At 40.5% G+C, this 24,873-nt stretch carries 21 protein-coding genes; 7 read left to right on the top strand and 14 right to left on the bottom strand.

Going from position 1 to position 24,873, the window contains the following annotated elements; genetic code table 11:
- Nucleotides 1-41: 41 nt before the first annotated feature.
- Nucleotides 42-824, bottom strand: coding sequence for a hypothetical protein (locus tag FUA25_RS02035; protein ID WP_147755231.1), 783 nt, complete (start codon nt 822-824; stop codon nt 42-44).
- 177 nt (nt 825-1,001) lie between these two features.
- Here FUA25_RS02035 and FUA25_RS02030 point away from each other — a divergent pair, with 177 nt between their 5' ends.
- The gene (locus FUA25_RS02030) at nt 1,002-2,360 is read left to right on the top strand and encodes a PQQ-dependent sugar dehydrogenase (protein WP_147755230.1); all 1,359 of its coding nucleotides are present in this window, start codon (nt 1,002-1,004) and stop codon (nt 2,358-2,360) included.
- Between the two features lie 33 nt (nt 2,361-2,393).
- On the opposite strand, the gene hemN is transcribed toward FUA25_RS02030, so the two are convergent.
- The 3 genes from hemN to FUA25_RS02015 form a co-directional block, all read right to left on the bottom strand.
- Complete coding sequence (gene hemN, locus FUA25_RS02025) at nt 2,394-3,773, bottom strand: oxygen-independent coproporphyrinogen III oxidase (protein WP_147755229.1); 1,380 nt, start codon at nt 3,771-3,773, stop codon at nt 2,394-2,396.
- Between the two features lie 110 nt (nt 3,774-3,883).
- Nucleotides 3,884-4,909 carry a WD40/YVTN/BNR-like repeat-containing protein gene (locus tag FUA25_RS02020; RefSeq protein WP_147755228.1) on the bottom strand — a complete coding sequence of 342 codons (1,026 nt, stop codon included), beginning with the start codon at nt 4,907-4,909 and terminating at the stop codon, nt 3,884-3,886.
- 70 nt (nt 4,910-4,979) lie between these two features.
- Nucleotides 4,980-6,656: an amino acid permease gene (locus FUA25_RS02015; protein ID WP_147755227.1), complete on the bottom strand. Its 1,677-nt coding sequence runs from the start codon at nt 6,654-6,656 to the stop codon at nt 4,980-4,982.
- 163 nt (nt 6,657-6,819) lie between these two features.
- Here FUA25_RS02015 and pnuC point away from each other — a divergent pair, with 163 nt between their 5' ends.
- From pnuC to FUA25_RS01995, 4 genes are all read left to right on the top strand, one after another.
- Complete coding sequence (gene pnuC, locus FUA25_RS02010) at nt 6,820-7,494, top strand: nicotinamide riboside transporter PnuC (protein WP_147755671.1); 675 nt, start codon at nt 6,820-6,822, stop codon at nt 7,492-7,494.
- A gap of 103 nt (nt 7,495-7,597) precedes the next feature.
- Complete coding sequence (gene dapF, locus FUA25_RS02005) at nt 7,598-8,362, top strand: diaminopimelate epimerase (RefSeq protein ID WP_147755226.1); 765 nt, start codon at nt 7,598-7,600, stop codon at nt 8,360-8,362.
- 40 nt (nt 8,363-8,402) lie between these two features.
- Nucleotides 8,403-9,434, top strand: coding sequence for an endolytic transglycosylase MltG (gene mltG / locus FUA25_RS02000; RefSeq protein ID WP_147755225.1), 1,032 nt, complete (start codon nt 8,403-8,405; stop codon nt 9,432-9,434).
- 152 nt (nt 9,435-9,586) lie between these two features.
- Entirely contained in the window at nt 9,587-12,148 is a 2,562-nt protein-coding gene (locus FUA25_RS01995; protein ID WP_147755224.1) for a TonB-dependent receptor domain-containing protein, read from the top strand.
- Between the two features lie 91 nt (nt 12,149-12,239).
- On the opposite strand, the gene galE is transcribed toward FUA25_RS01995, so the two are convergent.
- From galE to FUA25_RS01980, 3 genes are read right to left on the bottom strand one after another with little or no spacing between them, the layout of a single operon-like run.
- Nucleotides 12,240-13,256 (bottom strand): UDP-glucose 4-epimerase GalE, encoded by a 1,017-nt coding sequence (galE, locus tag FUA25_RS01990; RefSeq protein WP_147755223.1) that lies wholly within the window; start codon nt 13,254-13,256, stop codon nt 12,240-12,242.
- Between the two features lie 21 nt (nt 13,257-13,277).
- On the bottom strand, nt 13,278-13,712 hold the full coding sequence (locus FUA25_RS01985) for a hypothetical protein (RefSeq protein WP_147755222.1): 435 nt from the start codon (nt 13,710-13,712) through the stop codon (nt 13,278-13,280).
- 2 nt (nt 13,713-13,714) lie between these two features.
- Complete coding sequence (locus tag FUA25_RS01980) at nt 13,715-14,839, bottom strand: DegT/DnrJ/EryC1/StrS family aminotransferase (RefSeq protein WP_147755221.1); 1,125 nt, start codon at nt 14,837-14,839, stop codon at nt 13,715-13,717.
- 113 nt (nt 14,840-14,952) lie between these two features.
- Between FUA25_RS01980 and FUA25_RS01975 the strand changes: the two genes are divergently transcribed.
- Nucleotides 14,953-15,606, top strand: coding sequence for a GDSL-type esterase/lipase family protein (locus FUA25_RS01975; protein ID WP_147755220.1), 654 nt, complete (start codon nt 14,953-14,955; stop codon nt 15,604-15,606).
- Nucleotides 15,607-15,635: 29 nt separating this feature from the next.
- Here FUA25_RS01975 and FUA25_RS01970 read toward each other — a convergent pair whose 3' ends face one another.
- Complete coding sequence (locus tag FUA25_RS01970) at nt 15,636-16,985, bottom strand: DEAD/DEAH box helicase (RefSeq protein WP_185146635.1); 1,350 nt, start codon at nt 16,983-16,985, stop codon at nt 15,636-15,638.
- 107 nt (nt 16,986-17,092) lie between these two features.
- Between FUA25_RS01970 and FUA25_RS01965 the strand changes: the two genes are divergently transcribed.
- Nucleotides 17,093-17,743, top strand: coding sequence for a hypothetical protein (locus FUA25_RS01965; protein ID WP_147755219.1), 651 nt, complete (start codon nt 17,093-17,095; stop codon nt 17,741-17,743).
- 51 nt (nt 17,744-17,794) lie between these two features.
- On the opposite strand, the gene guaA is transcribed toward FUA25_RS01965, so the two are convergent.
- From guaA to FUA25_RS01935, 6 genes are all read right to left on the bottom strand, one after another.
- Nucleotides 17,795-19,324 carry a glutamine-hydrolyzing GMP synthase gene (gene guaA, locus FUA25_RS01960; protein ID WP_147755218.1) on the bottom strand — a complete coding sequence of 510 codons (1,530 nt, stop codon included), beginning with the start codon at nt 19,322-19,324 and terminating at the stop codon, nt 17,795-17,797.
- Between the two features lie 168 nt (nt 19,325-19,492).
- Nucleotides 19,493-20,731, bottom strand: a complete 1,239-nt coding sequence (gene purD / locus FUA25_RS01955; RefSeq protein ID WP_147755217.1) for a phosphoribosylamine--glycine ligase — start codon at nt 20,729-20,731, stop codon at nt 19,493-19,495.
- Nucleotides 20,732-20,867: 136 nt separating this feature from the next.
- The gene (gene purH / locus FUA25_RS01950; RefSeq protein ID WP_147755216.1) at nt 20,868-22,385 is read right to left on the bottom strand and encodes a bifunctional phosphoribosylaminoimidazolecarboxamide formyltransferase/IMP cyclohydrolase; all 1,518 of its coding nucleotides are present in this window, start codon (nt 22,383-22,385) and stop codon (nt 20,868-20,870) included.
- 87 nt (nt 22,386-22,472) lie between these two features.
- Nucleotides 22,473-23,045, bottom strand: coding sequence for a phosphoribosylglycinamide formyltransferase (gene purN, locus FUA25_RS01945; protein ID WP_147755215.1), 573 nt, complete (start codon nt 23,043-23,045; stop codon nt 22,473-22,475).
- A 55-nt stretch (nt 23,046-23,100) separates the two neighbouring features.
- Entirely contained in the window at nt 23,101-24,090 is a 990-nt protein-coding gene (gene purM / locus FUA25_RS01940) for a phosphoribosylformylglycinamidine cyclo-ligase (protein ID WP_147755214.1), read from the bottom strand.
- Between the two features lie 20 nt (nt 24,091-24,110).
- The gene (locus FUA25_RS01935; RefSeq protein ID WP_185146634.1) at nt 24,111-24,656 is read right to left on the bottom strand and encodes a YcxB family protein; all 546 of its coding nucleotides are present in this window, start codon (nt 24,654-24,656) and stop codon (nt 24,111-24,113) included.
- Nucleotides 24,657-24,873 lie beyond the last annotated feature (217 nt).

Below are 24,873 nucleotides of genomic sequence, written 5' to 3'. Positions count from 1 at the left end.
AGTAGGCTACTTTAGAAATGGTTTGAAGATAATAAATCTGCTCAGAACAAATCTTCTTTCACGAGTTGTGCGCCGTTTTTGTAAGCCAGTGAATTCAAAGCCTTTACATATTCGTCGGCCATTCCCTGATAGATATAAAAACTGATGGTGGTTAAGTTGCCTGCAGCGTCGGTGGGCCCAACAATTGTAACGTGCTTGTATTTTTTGTTTTTTTCGTAAAGTTCAGACTTGATCTCTTTCACATCCCGCCAGTTGATGCTGATGGATTCCGTGGATTTGAGATAATATTTCCGAATTCTGTCTTCAGTAATTTCAAGTCGAAGTTTATTGTCTCCCTCAAAAATATCAATTCCTCGGGCCCGAAGCCATATCACCGCACTGGATTTGGAGGTATCATAATTATTATAAATAAGACCTTTCCCTCCCTTTAATTTGGCAATATGCTCCACTGCATTTGAGAAACGTGTTCTGAGATCTTTTGATTTGAAATGGATCCCGATATAAAGCGGAAGCCCTTCGTAAATGTAATTGGAAACGATATAAAGAACATACTTGCCTTCCACTTCATCATTTACCCTCATGTCGTTAATGGTATTCCAGTCGAACCAGGTGTATTTTGTTGCATCTTTAGATTCGATCCGGATTTTGTCCGAAGTTATCTGCAGCCGGTTTTCGGGATCCTGTGACAATCCGGTGCTGAAGTAATCGAAACCTTCAATCCTTTTGGAATTAATCCAGTCCAGAGATTCCTGCAACTGCTGGGCAAAAAAGAGCTGAACCGAGAACAGTAAGGCAACTGCCAGGATTTGTTTAATTTTTTTCATTGGTGTAGATTTTAAAGCAAATTTAATAAAAAATGTAACTTTTTTATTTTTCTGGCCATCATTCGGGAATTGTATATTTAATGTGGAAAAAATATCGCTGTTTTAAAATCGAGTTGACGGCGCTATATCTTCACTAATTTTTAAGTAACTTCACCTAAACATAAAAATCACGGTATCATGAAAAAAATATTATTTTTTATCAGTGCTTTTTCTTCAATGGTTTTTTCAGCCCAAAGCATTAGTCTTGTTGAATTCGCCAGCGGTTTCAGCAATCCGGTAGAAATTGCAAATGCCAACGACAGCCGTCTGTTTGTTGTTCAGCAAAGCGGCGAGATCAAAATCCTCCAGTCCACGGGAACCGTGGATGCCGTTCCTTTTCTGAACCTCAGTTCCAAGATTACATTTGGTGGCGAAAGAGGGCTTCTCGGCCTTGCATTTCATCCGCAATACGCTACAAACGGTTATTTTTTCGTGTATTACAATAACCTTGCAGGAAATATTACCGTCGCAAGATATTCTGTAAGCACCACCGATCCGAATATTGCCGACCTTACTTCAGAAAAAATACTGTTGAATATCCCGAAACCCTTCGACAATCACAACGGCGGAAGCATTCATTTCGCACCCGACGGTTATCTCTGGATTTCAACCGGCGACGGTGGCAGTGGCGGTGACCCGAATGGAAATGGGCAGAACAAAAATGCACTTTTAGGAAAAATGCTCAGGATTGATGTAAATTCCACTGGACCCTATAATATTCCACCTGCCAATCCTTTTGTCGGCGTTGATGGTGCTGATGAAGTCTGGTCTTACGGCCTCAGAAATGCGTGGAAATTTTCGTTTGATCTTACCGCAGGAAATGCAATGATCGCTGATGTTGGACAAAACCAGATTGAAGAAATCAACCGGATGCCGATTTCCCAGGCCGGAATCAACTACGGATGGCGGTGCCATGAAGGAAACAGTGCATACAACACTGCGGGTTGCGCTGCCGCTTCCACGATGACCTTTCCGGTTGCTACCTATGACCATTCCGGAGGAAAATGCTCAATTACCGGAGGTTATGTTTACCGTGGTGCACTTTATCCTGCTTTTTCAGGAAAATATTTTTTCGCCGATTACTGCTCCACCCAGATCGGGATGATGGCTCCCGACAACTCCATTGTCTGGACAACCGCATTTACCGGCAATAATTTTTCAACTTTTGGTGAAGATGTGAACAAGGAACTTTATGTGGCGGCCGTAAGCAACGGAAAAGTGTATAAAGTCACGACCACTACCCTTTCAACGGCCGAGATGCTGAAAGAAAAAATCAGCATCAGCCCGAATCCTGCGTCCGGTAAAATTTTTGTAAAAGGGATCAAAGGCAAAGATCTTTCGGCTGAAATCATCAATTCGGAAGGAAGAAAAGTACTAGAAGTCAAGATCATCGAAGATCTAAGCATCGATATCTCGTCTCTGAAGACCGGCGTGTATTTCGCTACCATAAAATCTGACGGAGTAAAGATTTACTCACAGAAAATCATCATAAAATAAAAAAAGCGGCTCAAATGTGAGCCGCTTTATCTTCTATATCGTCATCGAAAAAATCCGGGTTTCCGGTTTGTTCCGCATCATGCGGAGGTCGAAAGTCATGGCCACATTTCTGGTGAAAGCGCGGCCTTTTTCGGTTATTTTAATTGAATTTTCAGATATTTCCACCAAACCGTCGGCTTCCATTTCTTTTAATGCATCCAGAGCATTTTCAATTTCAGGGAATGCAGTCTGCCAGTCCCAGGAAGTTTCGAGCCTGCACATGATATTCAGAATGTGCTGGCGGATATTCAAATCCTCTTCATTTAAAATATGCCCGCGGAAAACAGGAATTTTGCCTTCCTCTACCCTTTTCTGGTAATCTTCCACGGTTTTTTCGTTCTGCGCAAAGGCGTACCATGAATCCGAAATCGCACTCATGCCCAAACCGATCATCAGTTGGGTTTTGCTTGAGGAATAACCCATGAAATTCCGGTGAATATCACCGGAAACCATTGACTGATACAGATCATCGTGTTCCAGAGCAAAATGATCCATTCCCACTTCAATATAACCGAGTTCTTCCAGTAATTTTTTTCCGTTTTCGTAGAGTTTCCGTTTTTCCTCGCCACTCGGCAAATCGTTTTCGTCGAAACCTCTTTGTCCGACCCCTTTAATCCATGGAACGTGGGCGTAGGAATAAAAAGCCAGCCGGTCAGGTTTCAGTTCCAACGTTTTGCGGATCGTATGTTCCATTTTTTCCCAGGTGTGAAATGGCAAACCGAAGACCAAATCGTGAGAAACACCTTTGTATCCTATTTCGCGGGCCCAGTTGGTCACCCTTTCTACATTTTCGAAAGGCTGGATCCGATTAATGGCTTTCTGTACCTGCGGATCGTAATCCTGCACGCCGAAACTGCTTCTGCGGAAACCCAGATCATAAAGCGTCTGAAGATGTTCACGCGTCGTATTGTTCGGATGGCCTTCAAAAGAAAACTCAGGATTTTCTGCGATTTCAGCTTTGGCAAAAATCCCTTCCAGCAGGGTTTTCAGATTGTCAGGAGAGAAAAAAGTTGGAGTTCCACCGCCCAAATGCAGTTCCTTTATTTTTGGTTTTTTACCGAGATTACTGCCTTCACTCTGAAGAAGATTCAAATAAAGATCCCATTCTTTCAGGACACTTTCGAGATAAGGAACTTCAACAGAATGCTGTTTTGTAATCCTTTTATGACACGCACAGAAGGTGCAGAGCTGCTCACAAAAAGGCAAGTGAATGTAAATGGAAATTCCTTCGGCATCATTGCTTTCATTAAAGGACCTGATGACCGACTGCTGCCACAAATCTGCTGTAAAGCCAGCCTCGTCCCAGAACGGAACGGTTGGATATGAAGTGTAGCGTGGGCCGGGAATATTGTATTTATCGATTAAAGAATTCATTCGGGAACTTATTTATTGAAGGAGACATGAAAATCATTCAAAGAATTTCAAGCAGCAAAAATACGAAATAAGTTAGGAGCATGAAATTATGCGTGATGAGATTTCACAGTTTAAAATTTAAGTTCCATTTTAATGATTCTGTCCTTTCCAGCAAATACCAAAGTATTCCTATCGCCCCACTCGCACACGAACAGCCCTTTTTCTTCAGAAATTTTTGTCCAAGTTTTGCCAAAATCCCTTGAAAACTCAATATTCTGGTCTCCGACTGCAATGATTTCTTTCCCTTTCGATCCCGGACGGATCTTTACGCAAGTTTTGTAACCGCCGTTTTTTCCTGATGCCTGAATTTGCCAGGTTTCGCCGCTATTGTGGGTGGTTGCAATATTACTGATGTTTTCAGCCTGTTTGGTATAATCACCGCCAACAGCAATTCCGAAATTTTCATCATAAAAATCGATGGAATAAATCCCCTGTGAAGAAGTTCCCTGGATAAACGGCGTATTGAAAATCTCCCAATTTCCCTGACTGAAATTCAGTCTGAAGATGCGCGAGGTCTCGCCACCGGTTGCGATCCACAAATATTTTCCTAAAGAAGCGATATTGGTATTGCTGGCTGCGAATGCGGCTTCGCCTTTATTCATTTTCAGTTTTCCATCATGATCAATCACGTGCCATGTATTTTTACCTTTCCCATGATATGCCGCAAGTTTCATATTTAAATCTTTGTCAGGATCACTGAAAGCATAAGCCAGATCATTATGAACAAAATGAAGGGCATCGTAGAACGCGGTTTTCAGAGTATCTTTAAAAACAATCTGAGGTTTTAAAGTTTTTTTATCAATTTTAAAGAAATAACCCGGGCTTTCAATATTGATGAGATAAAATGCGTGTTTATTCTGCGCCAAGGTTCTGAACTGTAATTTCTCAGGGGAAAGTTTAATCTGTTTGTGGTCAGATGTATCCTTCAGATTAACATATCCGAATTTTGAATCCGTTCCGGAATACCAGACTTTTCCGTTCCAGATCTGCAGCGCACGGATGGAAATTTTGTCTTTCAATAAGGTCTTTACCTGCACTTTCTGTGCAGCAATATGGCAAAAAGCACCAATGAAAGTAATGAGGAATATTTTTTTCATGAATCCAATTTGGTCAAAAATATAAAAATCCCGCCATAAAGCGGGATTTTCAACAGTTTATAATGAATGTTTATTTCTTGTTTTTGAAGAAGTAATATCCGTAAAGCACCGCATGTACGATGATCATTACGATAGAGAAGTTAATGAGCGCACTGTCATCGGTCTCGGCACTGCGATGATGTAAGAACGCAAGAACCGCTAAAATTATCGTAAGAACTGCTCCTGATATGGCAGTAACGGTGAAGTTCTTAGGATCATGTGTCGTAGCATTTGCTTTTCCGAGCAATGAATTTTTGATTCCTCTGAACAGATATACATCGAGACCGATCATCATCCAGCAAACCAGACGGATCCAGGTATCGAACGGAAGAAACGCCATCATTCCGAAACAAACCAGAACACCCAGCACCGGAACCAAAGGAACCAAAGGAGTCACAAATGCACGTGGTGCATTCGGCTGCGTTTTTCTCATCACCAAAACTCCGATACACACCAAAATAAAGGCAAATAAAGTTCCGATACTCGTCATTTCTCCTACCACTCTTCCCGGCACAAATGCCGCGAATAAACTCACGAAAACAAGGAAAAAGAGATTGGATTTATATGGAGTTCTGTATTTCGGATGAATCTCGCTGAATACTTTCGGTAAAAGTCCGTCTTTACTCATGGAATAAAACACACGACTTTGGCCCATCAGCATTACCAGAATTACCGAAGCATATCCCAATAAGATCGCAAAAATAATTGTGGTGTTCAACCACGGATAAGCAGGAACTACTGTTCCGTTTACCACATCTCCCATCGCCTCAATTGCAATCGCTACCGGTGCAAGATGATCTGCTCCACCGCCTGCAGCGAAAGCTTTATAATGAACCACACCCACCATTACGTAAGCAAAAATGATATACAGTACTGTACAGATTAATAGGGAGCCCATAATACCGATCGGCATTGCTTTTTTCGGATTTTTTGTTTCCTGTGCTGCCGTAGAAACCGCATCAAAACCGATATAGGCAAAAAAGACGACTGCTGCGGCCCGTATAATCCCGGACCAGCCGTATTCTCCAAATTTTCCGGTGTTTTCAGGAATCAGGGGAGTCAGATTTTCTGCTTTGATGTATTTGAAACCAACAACAATAAAGAGAATTACAATCGCCACCTTCAGAATTACAATTCCGGTATTTACCCATGCAGATTCGCTCGTGCCTTTTATCAAAATCAAAGACATGATCAACACGATGAAAATTGCAGGTAGATTAATGATTCCGGTCGCGCCGCTTGAAGTGATGTCAAAAGGCGTCGTCATCAACGTTTCAGGAAGCGATACGCCGAAAGAATGGAAAAATTTCCCTAAGTATCCTGACCAGCTCGAAGCTACGGTGGCAGCGCCTACCGCATATTCCAGGACCAGGTCCCAACCAATAATCCAGGCCACAAATTCACCCATTGTTGCGTAGGAATAGGTGTAAGCGCTTCCTGCAACAGGAATCATTGATGCAAACTCGGCATAACAAAGTCCGGCAAAAGCGCAGCCTATTGCTGCAATAATAAAGGAAATCATGATTCCGGGACCTGCGTAATTAGCAGCAGCCATACCGGTTATCGAGAAAAGGCCGGCTCCAATGATGGCGCCGATTCCCAAAGCAACCAGTGCTCCGGAAGACAGTGTTTTTTTAAGTCCCTTTTCAGAATCATCGGCTTCAATCAGAAGCTGACTCAGGGGTTTCGTTCTCCAAAGATTCGACATTTTATTTTTTTTAAGATTTTCAAAAGTATAAAATTTTGTTAATTATTAACTGTTTTTAGTCAACTTTCTTTTTCTAAAGCGTATTTATCGGATTTAATTTTCTGATTTTCATGCTGAAGTATCAAAACGGAACCTCACCTAAATATTTTTATCTTTGACGAATATGAATCTGCATGATCTCTTTCTCAAACCCTATGAAAGCTATACGAATTTTCAGATCTTTCTGGAAGCCACTGCCGCCGTCTTTGGTTTGCTGAGCGTTTATTTCTCCATCCGGAAGAACATCTGGGTCTATCCTACCGGCATCATTTCTACCGCACTGTATGTATACATTCTTTTAAGTTTCGGACTTCTGGGGGATATGATGATCAATTTTTATTATACCGTTATGAGTGTTTATGGCTGGATTTTGTGGGCTAAAAGTTCTGAAGATCATGTTCATGTAAAAGTCTCCTGGACCAAAAAAAGAGAATGGTTTATTGCAGGAATGCTATTTATTTTAAGTTTAATATTGGTTACAGTTGTGTATTATTTAAAGCCATTCATTGAAAATAAATTCTCAATGGATCGCGTTAGCTTGGGTCTGCATCATCTGGACTGGGCAAACTGGCTCGACGTTTTCACCACCGCGATTTTCCTGGTCGGGATGTGGCTCATGGCAAAAAGACGCATCGAAAACTGGATTTTCTGGGTCATCGGCGACTTCATCTGCGTTCCGATGATGCTTCATAAAGGTTTAGGAATCACTTCGGTACAGTATTTGGTTTTCACAGTGATGGCTGTAATGGGTTATTTGGAGTGGCAAAAATCTCTGAAAGCGATTTCGCCGGCAAAATAGATCTTTTCAATATTTCTTATCGTATACGAATTTTTACCGGATTTGATTAAATTTGCAAACCAAATCTACTGCGGGATTTTCCGCTTTTTTTATGCAGAAAAACATGGAATTTTATAAATATCAGGGAACTGGAAACGATTTTGTGATCATCGATAACCGTGACCTTCAGTTTCCGAAGGAGCTTGAAATCATCAAAAAGCTCTGCGACCGGCGTTTCGGTATCGGCGGCGATGGTCTGATTCTGCTCGAAGAAGAAGAAAATGCAGATTTCAGGATGGTATATTATAATTCCGACGGAAACGAAAGTACGATGTGCGGAAATGGAGGAAGATGTATTGTCGCCTTCGCACATTTCCTGGATATTTTTGAGGACCGGACCACGTTCATGGCCATCGACGGTCTTCACGAAGCGGAAATCAGAAACGGCATCGTAAAACTGAAGATGATTGATGTGGAAAGCATTGAAAATGACGGAAAAGATTTTGTTTTGAACACCGGCTCTCCCCATTTTGTTCAGTTTGTTGATGATCTTGAACATTTCAAGGTTTATGAATGCGGTAACAATATCCGTAATAATGCGACTTACAGAAAAGCGGGAATCAATGTGAATTTTGTTGAAAAAACTTCGGAACACAGCATATTCGTGAGAACCTACGAACGCGGCGTGGAAGATGAAACCTTCAGCTGCGGAACCGGCGCCACCGCTTCGGCCCTTGTTTTTCTGAAAGGAAAAAATCTGGACAGTGTAGAAGTAAAAGTTTTGGGAGGACAACTGAAAGTGTATGCCGAACAGAACGGAGATGCTTTCCGAAATATCTGGCTTGAAGGTCCGGCAAAACAGGTCTTCAAAGGCAAAATCAATCTGTGATTCTGAAAATCGACCGGTTCATCAATCAGATTTTTAAAATATGAAAAAACAAAATTTAATCTTAGGTATCGTGGGCGTGCTGATCGTCATCGGCGGTTTTTTTGGCTTCAGATACTACTCCAAATATTACGGAAACAACGTAGCTCAAGAAGGCTACATTCTGATTCCTCATTCAGCAAATTTAAAGTCGATCCTTGATTCCATTTCTCCTTATCTAAAGGACACGGCATCATTTACGGAAGTTGCGAAAGATAAAAATCTGGAGCAGTATTTCAATGCAGGACGGTACCGCATCAAATCCGGAACGGGAAATAGCGATTTGGTAAATATGATCAAAGCCGGAAACCAGACGGAAAATACGTTCAGAATCGGCGATTTCGGCGATGTGTATCAGATGATCGGGAAGGTCACCAAAAAAACAGAACTCGATTCGCTGCGTTTTGCGACCGATCTCAATCAAATTGCTGTGCAGAAAGGCTATAAAAATGCAGAAGATCTTAAGAAATATTTTTTTATTGACAGTTATAACTTTTTCTGGACTGTAACACCTAAAGAATTCTTTAAAAAATTCGAGGACAGTTACAACGATTTCTGGACTGCTGAAAGAAAGGCAAAAGAAAAGCAAAGCGGCCTAAGCAGGGACCAGATTTATGCACTCGCCTCCATTGTTTACAAAGAATCAGGCGGAAAACCCGATGAACAGAAAACCATTGCCGGGCTTTATCTCAACCGCTACAGAAAAGGAATGAAACTCCAAAGCGACCCGACGGTAATTTACGCCATTAACAAAGAAACCAACTTTACCACACCCATCAAAAGGGTTTTTTACAAACATCTTACGCATCCATCTCCTTATAATACGTATGCCAACGTCGGGATTCCGCCGGGACCCATCTGTATTACGGACAAAAACTCCGTAGATGCAGTGCTGAATGCTGAACAAAACAACTACATCTTTATGGCTGCTGATCCAGGAAGATTTGGTTTTCACCGATTTACCGCTAGTGATACTGAACATGCCAAAAATGCACGCGATTATCAGGATTGGCTGAATTCAAAAAACATTAAATAAATGTTTAACATTTTTTAACACCCTAAATTTTTAACAAATTCGCAAACGCTGCGTCTAATTGATTATCCGAATTAAATTAACGACATTAAATCCTGCTCTTTTTTAGAAATAATTTAAAATCAAAAGGGCAGACTGTAATAAAATGACTTATAATGACTAAAACTGAAATTACTCAAACATTAACCAAAAAAACGTTAGGACTTACCTTACTTTTATCTGCAGCAGCATTTGCTTTTGCTCAGGAAAAAGTGAATGTATCCGGAAAAATAGTAGATGCGCAAAACCAGACGGTTCCATACGCTTCAGTAACTTTTTCAAATTCTACCAACAAACTTTTCAGCGATGCCGCTTTGACCGATGAGCAAGGAAATTATGCCCTTCAGCTTATTCCGGGCAATTATGAAATTACCATCGAAGCGGTTGATTTCACGAAAGCAAGCCTCAACAAACAGATTTCCGGACCAGGATCGATCGGAAACCTCACTATTTCCAGAGAACAGGTTACAACCGGTATTGCTACCCAGGAAATTCAGGGAGTAGTATTATCTGCTCCTTCCACCAAAGCCTATCGCGTAGAAATCGATAAGAAGGTTTACGATCCTTCATTGGACATTGTGGCAAAAGGTGGTAATCTTCAGGACGTTTTGGCGAATGTACCTTCAGTGGATGTAGATACTGACGGAACGGTTTCAATGCGTGGAAATTCGAATGTCCGTTTTTTAATCAACGGAAAACCTTCTTCCATGCTCGGCATAGATGACGGAGCCAACGCTTTGCAGTCGATTCCGGCAGATCAGATCGAAAGAATTGAAGTCATTACAAATCCTTCCTCAAAATACGAAGCCAGCGGTACAGCAGGTATTCTAAATATTATTCTGAAAAAATCAAAAAAAGTTGGTTTTAACGGCAGCGTTGAGGGTACTTTAGGTTATTTGCCAACCACGAGATTAAACACCAATCTGAGCTGGAGAAAAGGAGCGTGGACATACTATATCAATGGCGGCGGCGGTTACAGCAGAAACAAATCCAAAAACAATTCAGAATTCAATTCATTTCTGGATCCTACGATGCTGAACGACGGATTTTCTATGAAATCTGTTCAAACCGGACTTAACGAGGGCGAAAATAAAAATTATAATGTCACGACCGGATTTGTGGTGGATGTTACTGAAAAATCATCACTGAATGCTTCTGTAATGTTCCGTAACTTTAATAATGAATCAACCAGTGAAACCAATTATTTCGACAGTATCATTCTTAAGGACAGAAATGCAGTCGGATATCCGGCGGTTCCCTATATCATGCAGGATCAGTTTACGAACAGACTGAGTGTGGGAACCAGCGTGAACAATTCATTTCAGGCAGATTTAGGATTCGATCAGAAAATCGGAGACAAAGGACAACTTATTTCCCTTGCAACAAGTTATCAGAAAAACAAAAGTGACGGGACATCTGCAATTACCGAAAACGGTTTCGATAACCAGTTTGATATTGCGACTTTAACGTCTAATAATATCCTTACCTCTTCGGAAAATACTACATTTTTAGCAAAAGCAGATTATGAACTTCCGGTAGGCGAATTTTCCAAAATTGAAGCCGGAGCAAGGTTTGATGCCAACAAAAATGATTATGATTATTATGTAGATCAAAGCGAAAACGGCGGTCCAACGGCTGTACTTCCTGATTTTACCAGTAAAACTTTTTACAATGAAAATATTTTGGCAGGTTATGCACAGTTTAAAAGCAAAATTAACAATTTCGGATATCAGATTGGTCTAAGAGCTGAAAATACAGACATTGGCGTAAATTTCAAGAGGGTGAACGATGCTCAACAGGTCAGCGTAGATAAAAATTATCTTAAATTTTTCCCAAGTGCATTTTTCAGCTATGACTTGGATAAAAACAATCAGCTTTTATTAAATTATTCACGGAGAATCAACAGGCCAAGGTCATTTTTTCTGATTCCATTTATGTCTTATAACAATAACAGAAACCTTTTCAGCGGAAATCCGGATCTGAACCCGACTTATGAAAATTCATTTGAGCTGGGCTACAACTTATCGAAAAGCAAAGTGACCTTCAACCCCACTCTGTACTACAAAAAATCTGAAGACGAAGTAAACTTCTATCAGTACAGCGGATTAAATGACGAAGGAAATACTGTTATCTACACAATGCCCGTAAATGCCGGAACCGAAAGTCAGTATGGTTTGGATCTGAATGCTACTTATGATCCCTTCAAATGGTGGAAAATCATGGGAAGCGCAGATGTTTTCGGCTACAAAAACGAAGGCTCTTATGAAGATTTCGACTTCTCAGGAGAAGGATTCTCTACACGATTCCGTTTGACCAATACCTTCAAACCGGATAAGAAAACGAGTGTGCAGATTCAGGGCTTTTATCGTGGAGCGCAAAATACCGTGTCGCAACAGAGAGAACCGATGTATGCGGTGAATTTAGGCGCGAGCCGCACGATTCTGGACGGAAACGGTACGGTTTCATTCAATATTCAGGATATTTTCAATACCCGTGCAAGAGAGAATCTAACCATCACTCCAAGTTACTCGCAGTACAGTTACATGCAGTGGCAGCCAAGACAATTCAGTATTTCACTGACCTACCGTTTCAAACAGGGTGAGAAAGTGGAACAGCCGAAAAGGAAGAAAGACATCAACAGCAACGCCACCGGCGACGAAGATCAGGTGCCGATGTAAATTCCATCTCCTATTTATGGATTTCAAACAAAAAACAGTCCTGTTTAAATTAAACGGGACTGTTTTTTGTTTATAAGTGATCTGGACGATCTTAAATTCTGGTCTGCAGATACTTCTGCCATTCCCAGGTGGTGCGTAAAGCTTCTTCAAGGATCGTTTCTGCTTTCCAGCCGAGTTCTCTTTCTGCCTTGTCGGCATTTGCAAATGCAACCGTGATATCACCCGCCCTTCTTTCACAGATTTGGTAAGGAACTTCAACATGATTAGCTCTTTCAAAAGCTTCAACAACTTCCAGAACTGATGATCCTTTTCCTGTTCCGAGGTTGTAAATATCAATCACGGTTTCAGAAGTCTCGTCCAGGAGTTTTTGCAACGCTTTTACGTGTGCTTTGGCCAGATCTACAACGTAAATGTAATCCCGGATTGCAGTTCCGTCTGCTGTCGGATAGTCATTTCCCCAGATGCTGAGTTTTTCCCGGATTTTTGAGGCTGTTTGCGTTACGTAAGGAACCAGATTGTTCGGAATTCCCAAGGGAAGTTCCCCCAAAAGTGCCGAAGGATGGGAACCGATCGGATTAAAATACCGTAAAAGCGTTACTTTCTTTTGATAAGCCGTAGCGAAATCCTTCAGGATCTCCTCTCCCATCTGTTTGGTTTTCCCGTAGGAAGATTCAGGAGTCTTAAGTGGGGTATTTTCATCAATAGGCTGTTCATCGGCCTGTCCGTAAACCGTACAGGAGGAGCTGAAAATGAAATTCGAAAGGTTTCTTCTTTTGAATTCCTGCAGAATATTGATTAAAGTGAACAGATTATTTTCATAATAATCCAGCGGTTTTTCCTGGCTTTCACCAACGGCTTTATAAGCGGCAAAGTTGATGCATCCAGCGATCTCGTGAGCATCAAAAACCTGTGAAAGAAGTTCCTTTCTCTTCAGATCAAAAGGATAGAAAACCGGTTTTTTACCGGTGACTTCCTCAATATTCTTTAATATAAATTTTTCAGAATTCGACAAGTCATCAACGATCACAACATCGAAGTTATTATTGAGAAGTTCCACAACGGTGTGTGAACCAATATAGCCGAGGCCGCCTGTTACGAGTATGGTCATGTTTATTAATGATTAATGATTTTATTGCGGAGTTTCGAAATCTGCAATTTCGTTCTTAATTGGTTTATATCTATAAAAATTAATTAAAAAGAACGTCAATCCAATAAAAGAAAAAAGTAAGAGAAAAATAATAATGGCTGTAATATCATAAATACCTTCTGTACGTGCAGTAAAAATTAATAATATTAAAAACAACCCAACAAATAAAGTATTTAGATTTAATAATAAAATAGTTTTTTTATTTTTTTCAATTAACAAAAAAAATGAAATTATGCTAGATATTAAAACAATAATCCCTAAATATTTTGCCAAAGAATCTGTGAACTTTTCCTCTTTACCAATGGTAATAATCCCCATAAAGCTGATAAGAAAAAATGAGAAAGAAAAAATAAAAATTAAAGTAATTATCAGATGATAAATATAAACAGATTTATATTTAAAAATTTTTCTTTTCATGTTTATTTCATAAACTCCAAAACCGCATCCGTAATATATTTCAACTGCTCTTCATCCAGTTCGGTATGCATGGGTAAAGAAATGACTTCGCCCAAAAGCTTGTCGGTATTCACAAAATCCTTGTCCTCACTGTCCTGAAAATAAGCTTTTTGCTTTCTTAATGCCACCGGATAATAAATCATGGCCGGAATTTCTTTTTCCGTTAAAAACTGTTGCAGTTCATTGCGTTTTCCGTTCAGGATTCTCAAAGTGTATTGGTGAAAAACGTGGGTAGAATTTTCCGCTCTCTTCGGCGTTAAGATATTGGGATTTCCTGCCAAAGCTTCATCGTAATAATCGGCGGCCTTTCTGCGCGCTTCATTGTAAGAGTCCAGAAGGGGAAGTTTTTTTCTTAAAACGGTGGCCTGAATACTGTCGAGACGGGAATTGACTCCCACTTCATCGTGATAATATCTTTCGTACATTCCGTGGTTTACGATGCCTCTGATTTTATGCGCCAACGCATCATCATCTGTAAATATTGCACCTCCGTCTCCGTAACAGCCGAGATTTTTTGAAGGGAAGAAAGAAGTCGTTCCCAAGATTCCCATGGTTCCGGATTTCTTCACTGTTCCTTCTGCAAAAGTAAAGGTTGAACCGATTGCCTGTGCATTGTCTTCAATAACATGCAGATTGTGATCTTTCGCAATTTTCAAAATTTCCTCCATATTGGCACACTGTCCGAATAAGTGCACAGGAATAATGGCTTTGGTTTTCGGAGTGATGGCGGCCCGGAGTTTTTCAGTATCGATGGTGAAAGTATCATAATCAACATCCACCAGAACCGATTTGAGTTTTAACAGATGAATAACTTCTACAGTCGCTGCGAAAGTAAAATCTGCGGTAATTACTTCATCGCCTTCATTAAGATCCAGGGCCATCAGAGCGATCTGCAGCGCGTCGGTGCCGTTTGCGCACGGAATAACGTGATTCACCTCAAGATACTGCTCCAATTCGGTCTGAAAAGACTTTACTTCAGGTCCGTTAATGAAGGCCGCGGAATCCATGACGTTTAAAACAGCATTATCGACCTCTGATTTTATTTTGTAGTATTGACTTTGCAGGTCAACCATCTGTATTTTTTTCATAAAAAAAATATATTTTTTCAAATTTAATAAATTTAAAATGCCTTTCAAAAAATTTGGGGCTTTTTACCGTTTGCTTTCAGGATTATTTATAATTTTATCGAAAGTTCGTGACCATGAAAAAATTCTTTGCCTTTTGCCTGCTCCTTTTCTTCCTGACCTCCCACGCCCAGGAAAAGCCGGCTTTCTATGAGGATATCCAGCATTTCAAACAGCTGGACTTAAACACTCCACCACCAAAAAATGCCATTTTTTTCGTAGGAAGTTCTTCCTTTACCAAATGGACGGACGTTAATGATTATTTTCCCGGCAAAACCATCATTAACCGTGGTTTTGGAGGCTCAAGCCTGAAAGACCTTAATTTTTACGCAGAAGAACTGCTGAAACCTTATGCACCAAAGCAGATTATTATTTACTGCGGTGAAAATGATTTTGCTACCGATGAAACACTCACTCCGCGACAGGTCTTCCGGCGTTACAAAACTTTTTATTCAGAAATCAGAAAACTTTATCCTGAAATTCCGGTCAGTTATGTGTCCATTAAACTTTCGCCGCGCCGGGAAAATTTCTGGCCAAAATTTATTGCAACGAACACCCTTATCGAAAAATTTATGATCCGTAAAAAAAATGCGGATTATATTGATATCACCGCAGCCATGAACGGACCTGACGGAAAAGTCCGGAAAGATCTTTTTCTGGAAGACATGCTACACATGAAACCCGAAGGTTACCGGATCTGGAAAAAACAAATGGAACCATATTTAAAATAAAATCAGGAAGTGTTGGCTTCCTGATTTTATTATTTTTTCCGTTTCGCTTTCGATTTGGCTTTTTGCTGAGCCCTGTTCGCGCCGATCTTTTTCGGTTCTTTTCTGCGGTGCGGTCCACCCCAGTTCTCTTTCGTGTTTTTTTCCTTTTTCGCGTGGAAGGCACCGCCACCTTCTTCAAGTTTCACGGTATGGGCGTTTTTCATGACGATTTCATCCTTCTCAGACGCGATTTTCACAGGATTGACCTTTACCGTCTGTGGAAAGGCTTTCATCTTCACTTCTTTGTCCATCAGAAGTTCAATGTCCAAAAGCTGCGCTTCTTCTTTTTTTGTCACGAAGGCAACAGCAATACCGTCTTTATCCGCCCTACCCGTTCTCCCGATTCGGTGGATGTACTGTTCAGGTACCTCAGGAACTTCAAAATTAATGACATGGGTAATATCTGAAATATCCAAACCTCTCGCCATGATATCGGTGGTGATCAGTCCGCGGATCTCCTGGTTTTCAAAACTTCTCATCGCATTCAGACGGTAGTTCTGGGATTTGTTGGAATGGATCACATCAAACTCCTCCGGGAAAAGTTCTTCGATTTTGGTATGCAGGTAATCCGCATTTTTTTTGTTGTTACAGAAGATCAAAACTTTTGAAAAATCTGCATCGCTCTTCAGCAGATATTCCAGGAGGTTGATTTTCGTATGAAAATTTTCCACTTTATAACCGTACTGCTGAATTTTCTCCAAAGGTGTTCCGGATTTTGCCAAGGAGATTTCCATTGGATTCGCAAAATATTCTTCGAGTACAGAATCCACTGCTTCCGTCATTGTAGCAGAAAAAAGGATGTTCTGCCTTTTTTCGCGCATCATCGTGAAAATATTCGAAAGCTGGACTTTGAAACCGAGGTTCAGCATTTCATCAAATTCATCAACAATAAGTTGCTGAACTTCCTTCAGCGAAATGGCATTATCAATCGCAAGATCCATGATCCTTCCGGGAGTTCCGACCAGGATATCGCAGCCATCATTGAAGAGCAGTTTCTGCGTCTTGATATTCACGCCACCATAAATTCCGACAACTCTGGCGGTGATATTCTTTGTAAGATTTTTGACAATGTCGGAAACCTGAACCACCAGTTCACGGGTAGGAACCAGAATCACCACAGTAGGATTTCCGGTTTTATTGTATTTCCAGGTTTTTAAAACGGGCAGTAAATAAGCCAAGGTCTTTCCGGTTCCGGTTTGGGCAATTCCCATCACGTCGCGGCCCGAAAGTATTGGTTTTAGGGCTTTTATCTGAATAGGGGTTGGTTCAAAAAGGTTGGAATCAGCAAGAACGTCGAGGATTTTTTCCGGTAATTCGAAATCGGCAAAAGTGGTATTCATCAGTAATATAATCAATTAAAAGAAAGGAAGTCGGATGCATCACAAAGTGTTACATGCTGCAAAGATAAGGTTTTTGAAAATGTAAAACTTTTCCTAATTTAGTAGTGATGAAAAGGCAGATTATTTTCCTCATTTTTGCTTTGATATTTTCCTGTTCTGAAAAGAAGGAACATAAAGATTCATCTGTCATCGCATCTGAAAAAGAAATGGTGACGGCCATCAAAAACCCTGAAGCTGCACAGAAAATCCCTGCGGACTGGCTTCAGTATTACACAAAGCATGCTGCTGCATTTTCACCGGATCGGTTCATACTACTAAATGAAACGAAATTCGATTTAAATTTTAAAGGACACGTTCATGCAATATTTGACCAGAATTTCGATCCCGTTTATGCACCGTTTCTGGTCTTTAATCCTTCGAAAACGCTATATCTTGATTTCGACAGTTACCAATGGATTCTGGATGCAGATGGAAATGCCAGTTTTGAAGCCGATCAGGAATTGAATCTGGTCGATTTAAAAAATAAGAAGGTTTCAAGAGTGGCTTTTTACGGGCCTTCGTTCTGGATCGAAGACGCCTACTGGAAAAATGATTCGGTGTTTGTTACCCTCGAAAATAGTTATGAAAGAGTACTTTTTATGAATGAATATGATTTAAAAACTTTGACAAAAAAAAGTTATCAATATCCCGATACGTTAAATTTTTCAAGTGATTACGCTAAACTCCGCCTTCGAAAGAACGGTATCAAAGTGGAGTAAATTTTATAAATCATAAAAAAACCTTGTAAAAAATTACAAGGTTTTTAATTTTTACTCCCACTCAATTGTTGCAGGCGGTTTGCTTGAAATATCATAGGCAACGCGGTTGATTCCGCGCACTTCATTGATGATTCTGTTGGAAACCGTTTCCAGAAATTCCCATGGAAATTTGCTGAACGTGGCGGTCATAAAATCTGTAGTATTTGCAGATCGCACTACCGCGGTATATTCGTAAGTCCTTTCATCTCCCATTACGCCAACAGATTTCACCGGCAACAGTACAACAAAAGCCTGAGAAACTTTTTCGTACAGATCGTTTTTGTAGAGTTCTTCAATAAAAATATCGTCGGCTTCCTGCAGGATTTTCACTTTTTCCTCGTCCACTTCACCCAAAATCCTGATTCCCAAACCAGGGCCCGGAAACGGATGGCGGTGAACCAAATGATGCGGAATTCCGAGTTCCTCTCCCACTTTTCTCACTTCATCTTTAAAAAGTTCACGCAAAGGTTCCAGAAGCTCAAAATCCATCTCATCCGGAAGACCGCCCACATTGTGATGTGACTTAATGACTGCAGAAGGGCCTTTCACCGACTGCGATTCGATGACATCCGGATAGATCGTTCCCTGTGCGAGAAACTTTGCGCCTTCAATTTTATGCGATTCTTCATCAAACACAGAAACGAATTCGTTGCCGATGATTTTTCTTTTTTCTTCAGGATCTGAAATGCCTTTCAGCTTCGATAAAAATCTTTCGGACGCATCAATCAATTTGATTTTCAGGTGAAAATGCTCCCCATAATTTTTCATGACTTTCTCAGCCTCTTCTTTTCGCAGAAGGCCTGTGTCTACAAAAATACACTGCAGCTGATCACCGATGGCTTTGTGAATAAGCACTGCAGCCACTGAGGAATCCACGCCGCCGGAAAGTCCGAGAATCACCTTCTGATCGCCTACTTTTGCCTTGATTTCTGCCACAGTTTCGTCGATATAATTGGTAAGTTTCCAGTTTTTCGGAGCATGACAGATACCGAAGACGAAATTGTCAATCATACGTGAACCTTCATCGGTATGGGATACTTCGGGATGAAACTGAACGCAGTAGATTTTTTTAGATTCGTTGGAGATCGCAGAAATCACATCGGTCATGCCGTTAACGGAAAAACCTTCAGGAAGTGTTTCCACTTCATCGAAATGGCTCATCCAAACAGTAGAAAAACGGCTGACACCAGAAAGCAATGCATTTGATTTCTGGATTTCCAGTTTGGCTTTTCCATATTCCCCTTTTACTCCTTTTTTTACTTTTCCGCCTAATAAATGCGTAATCAGCTGCATTCCGTAGCAGATTCCCAGTACTGGAATGCCTTGTTCAAAAAGTTCTTTCTCAACAAGATGTGCATTTTCAACGTTTACGGAACTTGGGCCACCGGAAAGAATGATCCCGGAAGGGTTTCTGGACAGTATTTCCTGCAGACTGGTATTGAAAGGTAACACTTCGGAATATACGCCCAGTTCGCGGATTCTTCTGGCGATAAGCTGGTTGTACTGGGAACCGAAGTCGAGGATGATAATGCCTTTGTTCATTTATTTTACTTTTTATTACCTCAAACCTTTCTTAAAGAGAAAAAAGTCTGACGATTTATTTATTTTGGATTGAATTTTCTGAAACAATTTAGTTCTGAACCGAAATGATAAAAATTTTTACCGCTTCCGTTCAATAAAAAAGACGTGAAAAATTCACGCCTTTTGCATTTAGAATTTTCCGATGTCTTCTCTGTAAAATTCGTAATCGAAATGGATGGTTTTCGCATCCGCATATACTTTTTTACGCGCTTCGTCGTAAGAGTCTCCGGTTGCTACCAGACTCAGGACCCTACCGCCTGAAGTCAGGACTTTGCTGCCGGAATTTTGTGCGCCTGCAAAAAGGATTTGGCTTTCTGTGACCTTACTGATATTCTTGATTTCGAAACCTGTTTCGATTTTTCTCGGATAACCGCCTGAACACATCACCAGACAAACCGCTTTCTTATTTTTAAATTTCAGGTCAATGTCTTTTCCGTCAAGACAGTCCATAATTACATCAAATAAATTATTTTCCATCAAAGGCAACAGAACCTGAGTTTCGGGATCTCCCATTCTCATGTTGTATTCCAAAAGATAGGTGCCGTTTTTGGTCACCATTAATCCGAAAAAGATGAACCCTTTGAAATGAATGTTGGCCGAATGCAGACCGGAAAGTGTTGGCGCCAAAATATGGTCTTCAAAATCCTTATAATTTTCTGCGGTAAATTCCGGGCTTGGTGCTACGCTGCCCATTCCGCCTGTGTTTGGTCCTATATCGCCGTTACCAGCTCTTTTATAATCTTTCACCGGAATACATGGGAAAAGTTTGGAACCGTTAGAAAATGCGATGATTGAAGTTTCGAAACCATCTAAGTACTCCTCGATCACAAGCTGAATTCCGGCATCGCCATAAATTCTCTCGATCATAAACTGATGAATCGTAGCTTCCGCGTCTATTAATTCATCCACGATCACTACTCCTTTTCCACCGGCAAGTCCGCTGGCTTTAATGACCAGAGGAAATTTCTGTGTTCTCACGTAATCAATGGCTTCCTGATAAGCATCAAAAACCACCGCGCGGGCAGTTTTAATGCCATTGGTTTGCATGAATTTTTTGGAGAAAGCCTTGCTTCCTTCCAGTTCTGCAGCTCTTTTTACAGGACCGAATATCTTAAGACCGTGTTTTTTAAATTCGTCAACAATTCCGTCAACCAAAGGTGCTTCAGGACCTACAACCGTAAGATCGATTCTTTCCTTGATGGCAAAACTGGTTAACCCTTCTACACTGTCTTCGTATACATTCTGTCCCAGTTTATCGGTAGTGGCATTGCCTTTCGCAAAATACATTTTAGTGATTCTGCTGTCTTCCTTTAACTTTAAGGCGAGAGCAGATTCTCTACCGCCGTTTCCTACGATTAATATTTTCATCTTTTTATTGCTGTTTGAATTTTACAAAATTACTAATTAGAAAGGGTTTTACAAATTTTAGGGTAAAGAAAAACATCTTAATGAAAGTTAAAAAATTCATCAAAACCGCCTATTTCCCCATTGATAAAACATATTTTTAGTGAAAAAAATGGCGCATACCCGTAAACATCATCGGGATTCCATGCTCATCTGCCGCTTCAATACTGTCTTTATCTTTCAGGCTTCCGCCTGGCTGAATAATGGCTTTGATTCCTTCCGCTGCGCAGAAGTCCACCACGTCCCGAAAAGGGAAAAATGCATCGGAAGCCAAAACGAGATCGCCGCCGAATTTCTGTTTTGCCCGTTCTACTGCGTGTTGTGTTGCCCAGATCCTGTTCACCTGACCGCCGCCAATTCCAAGTGCCTGAATGCCGTTCGACACTACAATTGCATTGGATTTTACATATTTCACGACCCTCTGTGCAAACAGAAGTGCTTTTTCCTGCTCCGCAGAAGGCTTGTTCTGCGTTACGATTTCTATTTTTTCTGAAAACTGATTGTCGCTGTCCTGAACAAGGATTCCGCCGTCGATTTTCACCCAGGTCTGATGGTCTGAAACCGGATTCTTGATTTTAATGATGCGCAGATTCTTCTTTTTTCTTAAAATCTCCAGCGCTTCATTATCGAAATCTGTCGCCATCACGATTTCAAGAAAAGTTTTGTTGAGTTCTTCTGCCGTTGCAGCATCCACTTTGAAATTCATTCCGATGATTCCGCCAAATATGGAAACAGGATCGCAATCGAAGGTTTTTTTATACGTTTCCAGTGCTGAAGTTCCGACAGCCACCCCGCAAGGCGTGGAATGTTTCACCGCACAGCAGGCCATTTCATCTTTAAACTCGTTAACGACCTTCCAGCATAAATCCATGTCGCGAAGATTGTTGAAGGAAAGCTCTTTTCCGCCCAGAACTTCAAAATCTTTCATTGCACCGTTGTCGGTTGTTGAAACATAATAGGAAGCCGACTGATGCGGGTTTTCGCCATATCTTAAGTCCGAAACTTTTTTATAGGAAGCATTTAAATACTGCGGATATTCCTCATCCAGAAGCATTTTTGAAATGGCGCCGTCGTAAGCGGAAGTCAGGTTGAAAACCTTTCCGGCCAGTTTTTTACGGGTTTCCAAAGTGGTATTTCCGGTTTCCTCCATTTCCTTCTGAACTTTGGCATAGTCGGCCACATCGGTAATCACCGTTACGGAGTTGAAGTTTTTTGCGCCCGAACGCAGCATAGACGGTCCGCCGATATCGATGAATTCTACTTTTTCATCCAGAGAAATGTCTGCATTTGCATTTTCGAAAAACGGATACAGATTCACGATCACCATGTCGATTAGTCCGATTCCGTGCTCCTGAACGGTTTTCATGTGTTCTGCACTGTCACGGACCGCAAGTAAACCGCCGTGAACCTTCGGATGAAGGGTTTTTACGCGTCCGTCAAGCATTTCCGGAAAATCGGTGACTTCATCGATCTGAATCGGGTTTAATCTCGCGTCTTTCAGGTGTTTAAACGTTCCGCCGGTGGAAACGAGTTCGTAATTTTTTTCTTCTAAAAATTTTGCAAAATCGATGAGTCCGGATTTATCGGAGACAGAGATTAAAGCTCTTTTCTTTGACATTTTTTCTTTCTTTTTACTTTTATTAGATACTTTTAACTTTTCATCATCAATTACGGCTGAAACTACATTTTTGTGAATGAAGACCGACTACCATTTATCTTTATTCAAAACCAAATTGATGGCTTCCGGGAAAATTTCATATTCAATAGCATGAATTTTTTCCGCTAGGCTTTCAGGCGTTTCATGCTCTGAAATGTCAAATGATTTCTGAAGAATAATTTCACCTTCATCAATTCCTGAGGTTACATAATGAACGGTGGCACCACTTTGCTTTTCTCCGGCTTTCAATACCGCTTCGTGAACATGGTGTCCCCACATTCCTTTTCCGCCGAATTTCGGTAAAAGTGCGGGATGGATATTGATGATTTTTCCGCTGAAATTTTCGCAGAATTCTTTGTTGAGAATTGATAAAAATCCTGCCAGAACAATCAAGTCGGTGTCTTCAGGTAATATTTTTGACAGATTTTCAGAAAAATCTTTGCCACGTTTGATCAGCACGTTCTTAATTCCGCTGTTTTCTGCGCGCTGCAAACCGAAGCACTCCCGGTCGGCAACAACCAACGAAATTTGTGCGTTGGGAATTTCTCCGCTTTCAATGCAGTCGATAATTCTCTGCAGATTGGTACCGCCACCGGAGACTAAAACAACAATATTTTTCATAGGAATGGTAATGCGATAATGTTCAGATGAAAAACTCCTTATCGCATCAACTTTTTTAGTTCAGTTCAATTTTTTCCGGGCCGGCTACGATTTCGCCAATCTCATAAGCATCATCAAGCAGTTGAAAAACTTTTTCCGCATGATCTGCATCAATCACGATTACCATTCCGACTCCCATGTTAAAGGTTCCGAACATTTCCATACGGTCGATATTTCCGCGTTTTTCCAGTTCAAGCATAATGCTTGGAATCTTAATTTTAGAAGCATCTATTTTTGCGCATAAGCCTTCGGGAATTACACGCGGAACATTTTCGATAAGTCCGCCGCCTGTGATGTGTGCGATACCGGAAACACTTACTTCTTCCAGAAGTTTATGAATCGGCTGATAATACAGTCTTGTAGGGATCAACAATGTATCATACAGCGGCTTTCCTTCAAATTCTTCATTAAAATCAGGGAAAATTTTGCGCACGAGGGAAAATCCGTTGCTGTGGAAGCCGGAACTCGGCAGCGCAATGATTTTGTGACCGGCTTTGATACCAGAGCCATCAATTATTTGATCTTTTTCAACAATTCCGACACAGAATCCTGCCACATCATAATCTCCTGGGTTGTACATTCCCGGCATTTCAGCGGTTTCGCCACCGATGAGTGCACAGTTGTTGTCTTTACAGGCTTTCACCATGCCCATCACAATTTCTGCCGCAATTTCGGAATCCAGTTTTCCGCAAGCCAGATAATCGAGGAAAAATAAAGGTTTGGCTCCGTGACAAAGAATATCGTTAGCACACATCGCAAAACAGTCGATCCCGATAGAATCATATTTTTTTGAATCCAAAGCGACTTTCAGCTTGGTTCCCACTCCATCGGTTCCGCTTACGAGTACCGGATTTTTATAGCCCGCAATTTCATAAAAAGCCCCGAAACTTCCGAGACTGTTCAGTACATTTTTGTTATGCGTCTCTGCAACGGCAGTTTTTATTTTGTCGACGGTTTTGTAGCCTTCTTCTTTGTCTACTCCGGCTGATTTGTAGGTATTGCTCATTTTTATTTTTAACTTAAATTCTATTTCCATTTCCACTCATTATCATCAATATATTTGATCTTTATATCATTTGATAAATTTCGTAGAAATACTTTTATTTCATCAATATTATTTGCACTTTTCTTTGGAAGTATAATAGATTGACCTGATTTCAGTTTGATATAAATTGCAGATGGAACTTCGTCAATTTGCTCAAATTCATTAAATGAAATTTTTGATTCTGAGTTTTCATCTTTAGCTATGATTGCCCTCTCTTCAAATTCTAATGTGGAAGTACGACCGAAATTATTTTTATGATGTTCAGTGATATGTTTCTTAAAATGATTTATGTACATTTTTTTCTCCCAAAGTGGATACAGCAACAACCACAGCAGAGCAATCAAAATATAAATTTGAGCGAATCTCTCGGTAAGATCAAATCTTGGAAATAATCCTAAAACAATAAAAAATACAGGAAGTAAAAATCTGTTCCTCTGCCTTTTTTTAATAATATTTCTAGATTTTGAAGCGGTAAACAACTGATAATTTAAATAATCAGTTTCATCAAGGCTAAATTGTAAAGTCATTGACATATTAAATTTATCAAAAAAAAAAGCCGACAGTCATTCAGACGTCGGCTCATTATTATTTCTTGGTGAAGATTGCACCTCCAATATTTTGGAATTTCTCTTTTGGGGCATGTAATCTTTGCGGTTTCAATTTTTTTAAAAATTTAGTACTGCAAAAATAAGATTTTTTGACCTGATTTTAAAATTTAGAAGGAAATATTTTCAAAGAGTTGTC

This window comes from Chryseobacterium sp., from assembly GCF_008014695.1.
In the GTDB taxonomy this organism is placed as follows: Bacteria; Bacteroidota; Bacteroidia; order Flavobacteriales; family Weeksellaceae; genus Kaistella.
Note: the sequence above shows the minus strand (reverse complement) of the source record. Positions and strands in the feature narration are given on the sequence as shown.

Coding starts and splice junctions, on each gene's coding strand:
- purN (WP_147755215.1), bottom strand. CDS start 23,045: ATGAAAAATATTGTTGTTTTAGTCTCCGGTGGCGGTACCAATCTGCAG.
- FUA25_RS01985 (WP_147755222.1), bottom strand. CDS start 13,712: ATGAAAAGAAAAATTTTTAAATATAAATCTGTTTATATTTATCATCTG.
- FUA25_RS01965 (WP_147755219.1), top strand. CDS start 17,093: ATGAAAAGGCAGATTATTTTCCTCATTTTTGCTTTGATATTTTCCTGT.
- FUA25_RS01975 (WP_147755220.1), top strand. CDS start 14,953: ATGAAAAAATTCTTTGCCTTTTGCCTGCTCCTTTTCTTCCTGACCTCC.
- FUA25_RS01980 (WP_147755221.1), bottom strand. CDS start 14,839: ATGAAAAAAATACAGATGGTTGACCTGCAAAGTCAATACTACAAAATA.
- FUA25_RS01995 (WP_147755224.1), top strand. CDS start 9,587: ATGACTAAAACTGAAATTACTCAAACATTAACCAAAAAAACGTTAGGA.
- FUA25_RS02035 (WP_147755231.1), bottom strand. CDS start 824: ATGAAAAAAATTAAACAAATCCTGGCAGTTGCCTTACTGTTCTCGGTT.
- hemN (WP_147755229.1), bottom strand. CDS start 3,773: ATGAATTCTTTAATCGATAAATACAATATTCCCGGCCCACGCTACACT.
- guaA (WP_147755218.1), bottom strand. CDS start 19,324: ATGAACAAAGGCATTATCATCCTCGACTTCGGTTCCCAGTACAACCAG.
- FUA25_RS01935 (WP_185146634.1), bottom strand. CDS start 24,656: ATGACTTTACAATTTAGCCTTGATGAAACTGATTATTTAAATTATCAG.
- galE (WP_147755223.1), bottom strand. CDS start 13,256: ATGACCATACTCGTAACAGGCGGCCTCGGCTATATTGGTTCACACACC.
- FUA25_RS02015 (WP_147755227.1), bottom strand. CDS start 6,656: ATGTCGAATCTTTGGAGAACGAAACCCCTGAGTCAGCTTCTGATTGAA.
- FUA25_RS02020 (WP_147755228.1), bottom strand. CDS start 4,909: ATGAAAAAAATATTCCTCATTACTTTCATTGGTGCTTTTTGCCATATT.
- pnuC (WP_147755671.1), top strand. CDS start 6,820: ATGAATCTGCATGATCTCTTTCTCAAACCCTATGAAAGCTATACGAAT.
- purH (WP_147755216.1), bottom strand. CDS start 22,385: ATGTCAAAGAAAAGAGCTTTAATCTCTGTCTCCGATAAATCCGGACTC.
- FUA25_RS02030 (WP_147755230.1), top strand. CDS start 1,002: ATGAAAAAAATATTATTTTTTATCAGTGCTTTTTCTTCAATGGTTTTT.
- purM (WP_147755214.1), bottom strand. CDS start 24,090: ATGAGCAATACCTACAAATCAGCCGGAGTAGACAAAGAAGAAGGCTAC.
- purD (WP_147755217.1), bottom strand. CDS start 20,731: ATGAAAATATTAATCGTAGGAAACGGCGGTAGAGAATCTGCTCTCGCC.
- dapF (WP_147755226.1), top strand. CDS start 7,598: ATGGAATTTTATAAATATCAGGGAACTGGAAACGATTTTGTGATCATC.
- mltG (WP_147755225.1), top strand. CDS start 8,403: ATGAAAAAACAAAATTTAATCTTAGGTATCGTGGGCGTGCTGATCGTC.
- FUA25_RS01970 (WP_185146635.1), bottom strand. CDS start 16,985: ATGAATACCACTTTTGCCGATTTCGAATTACCGGAAAAAATCCTCGAC.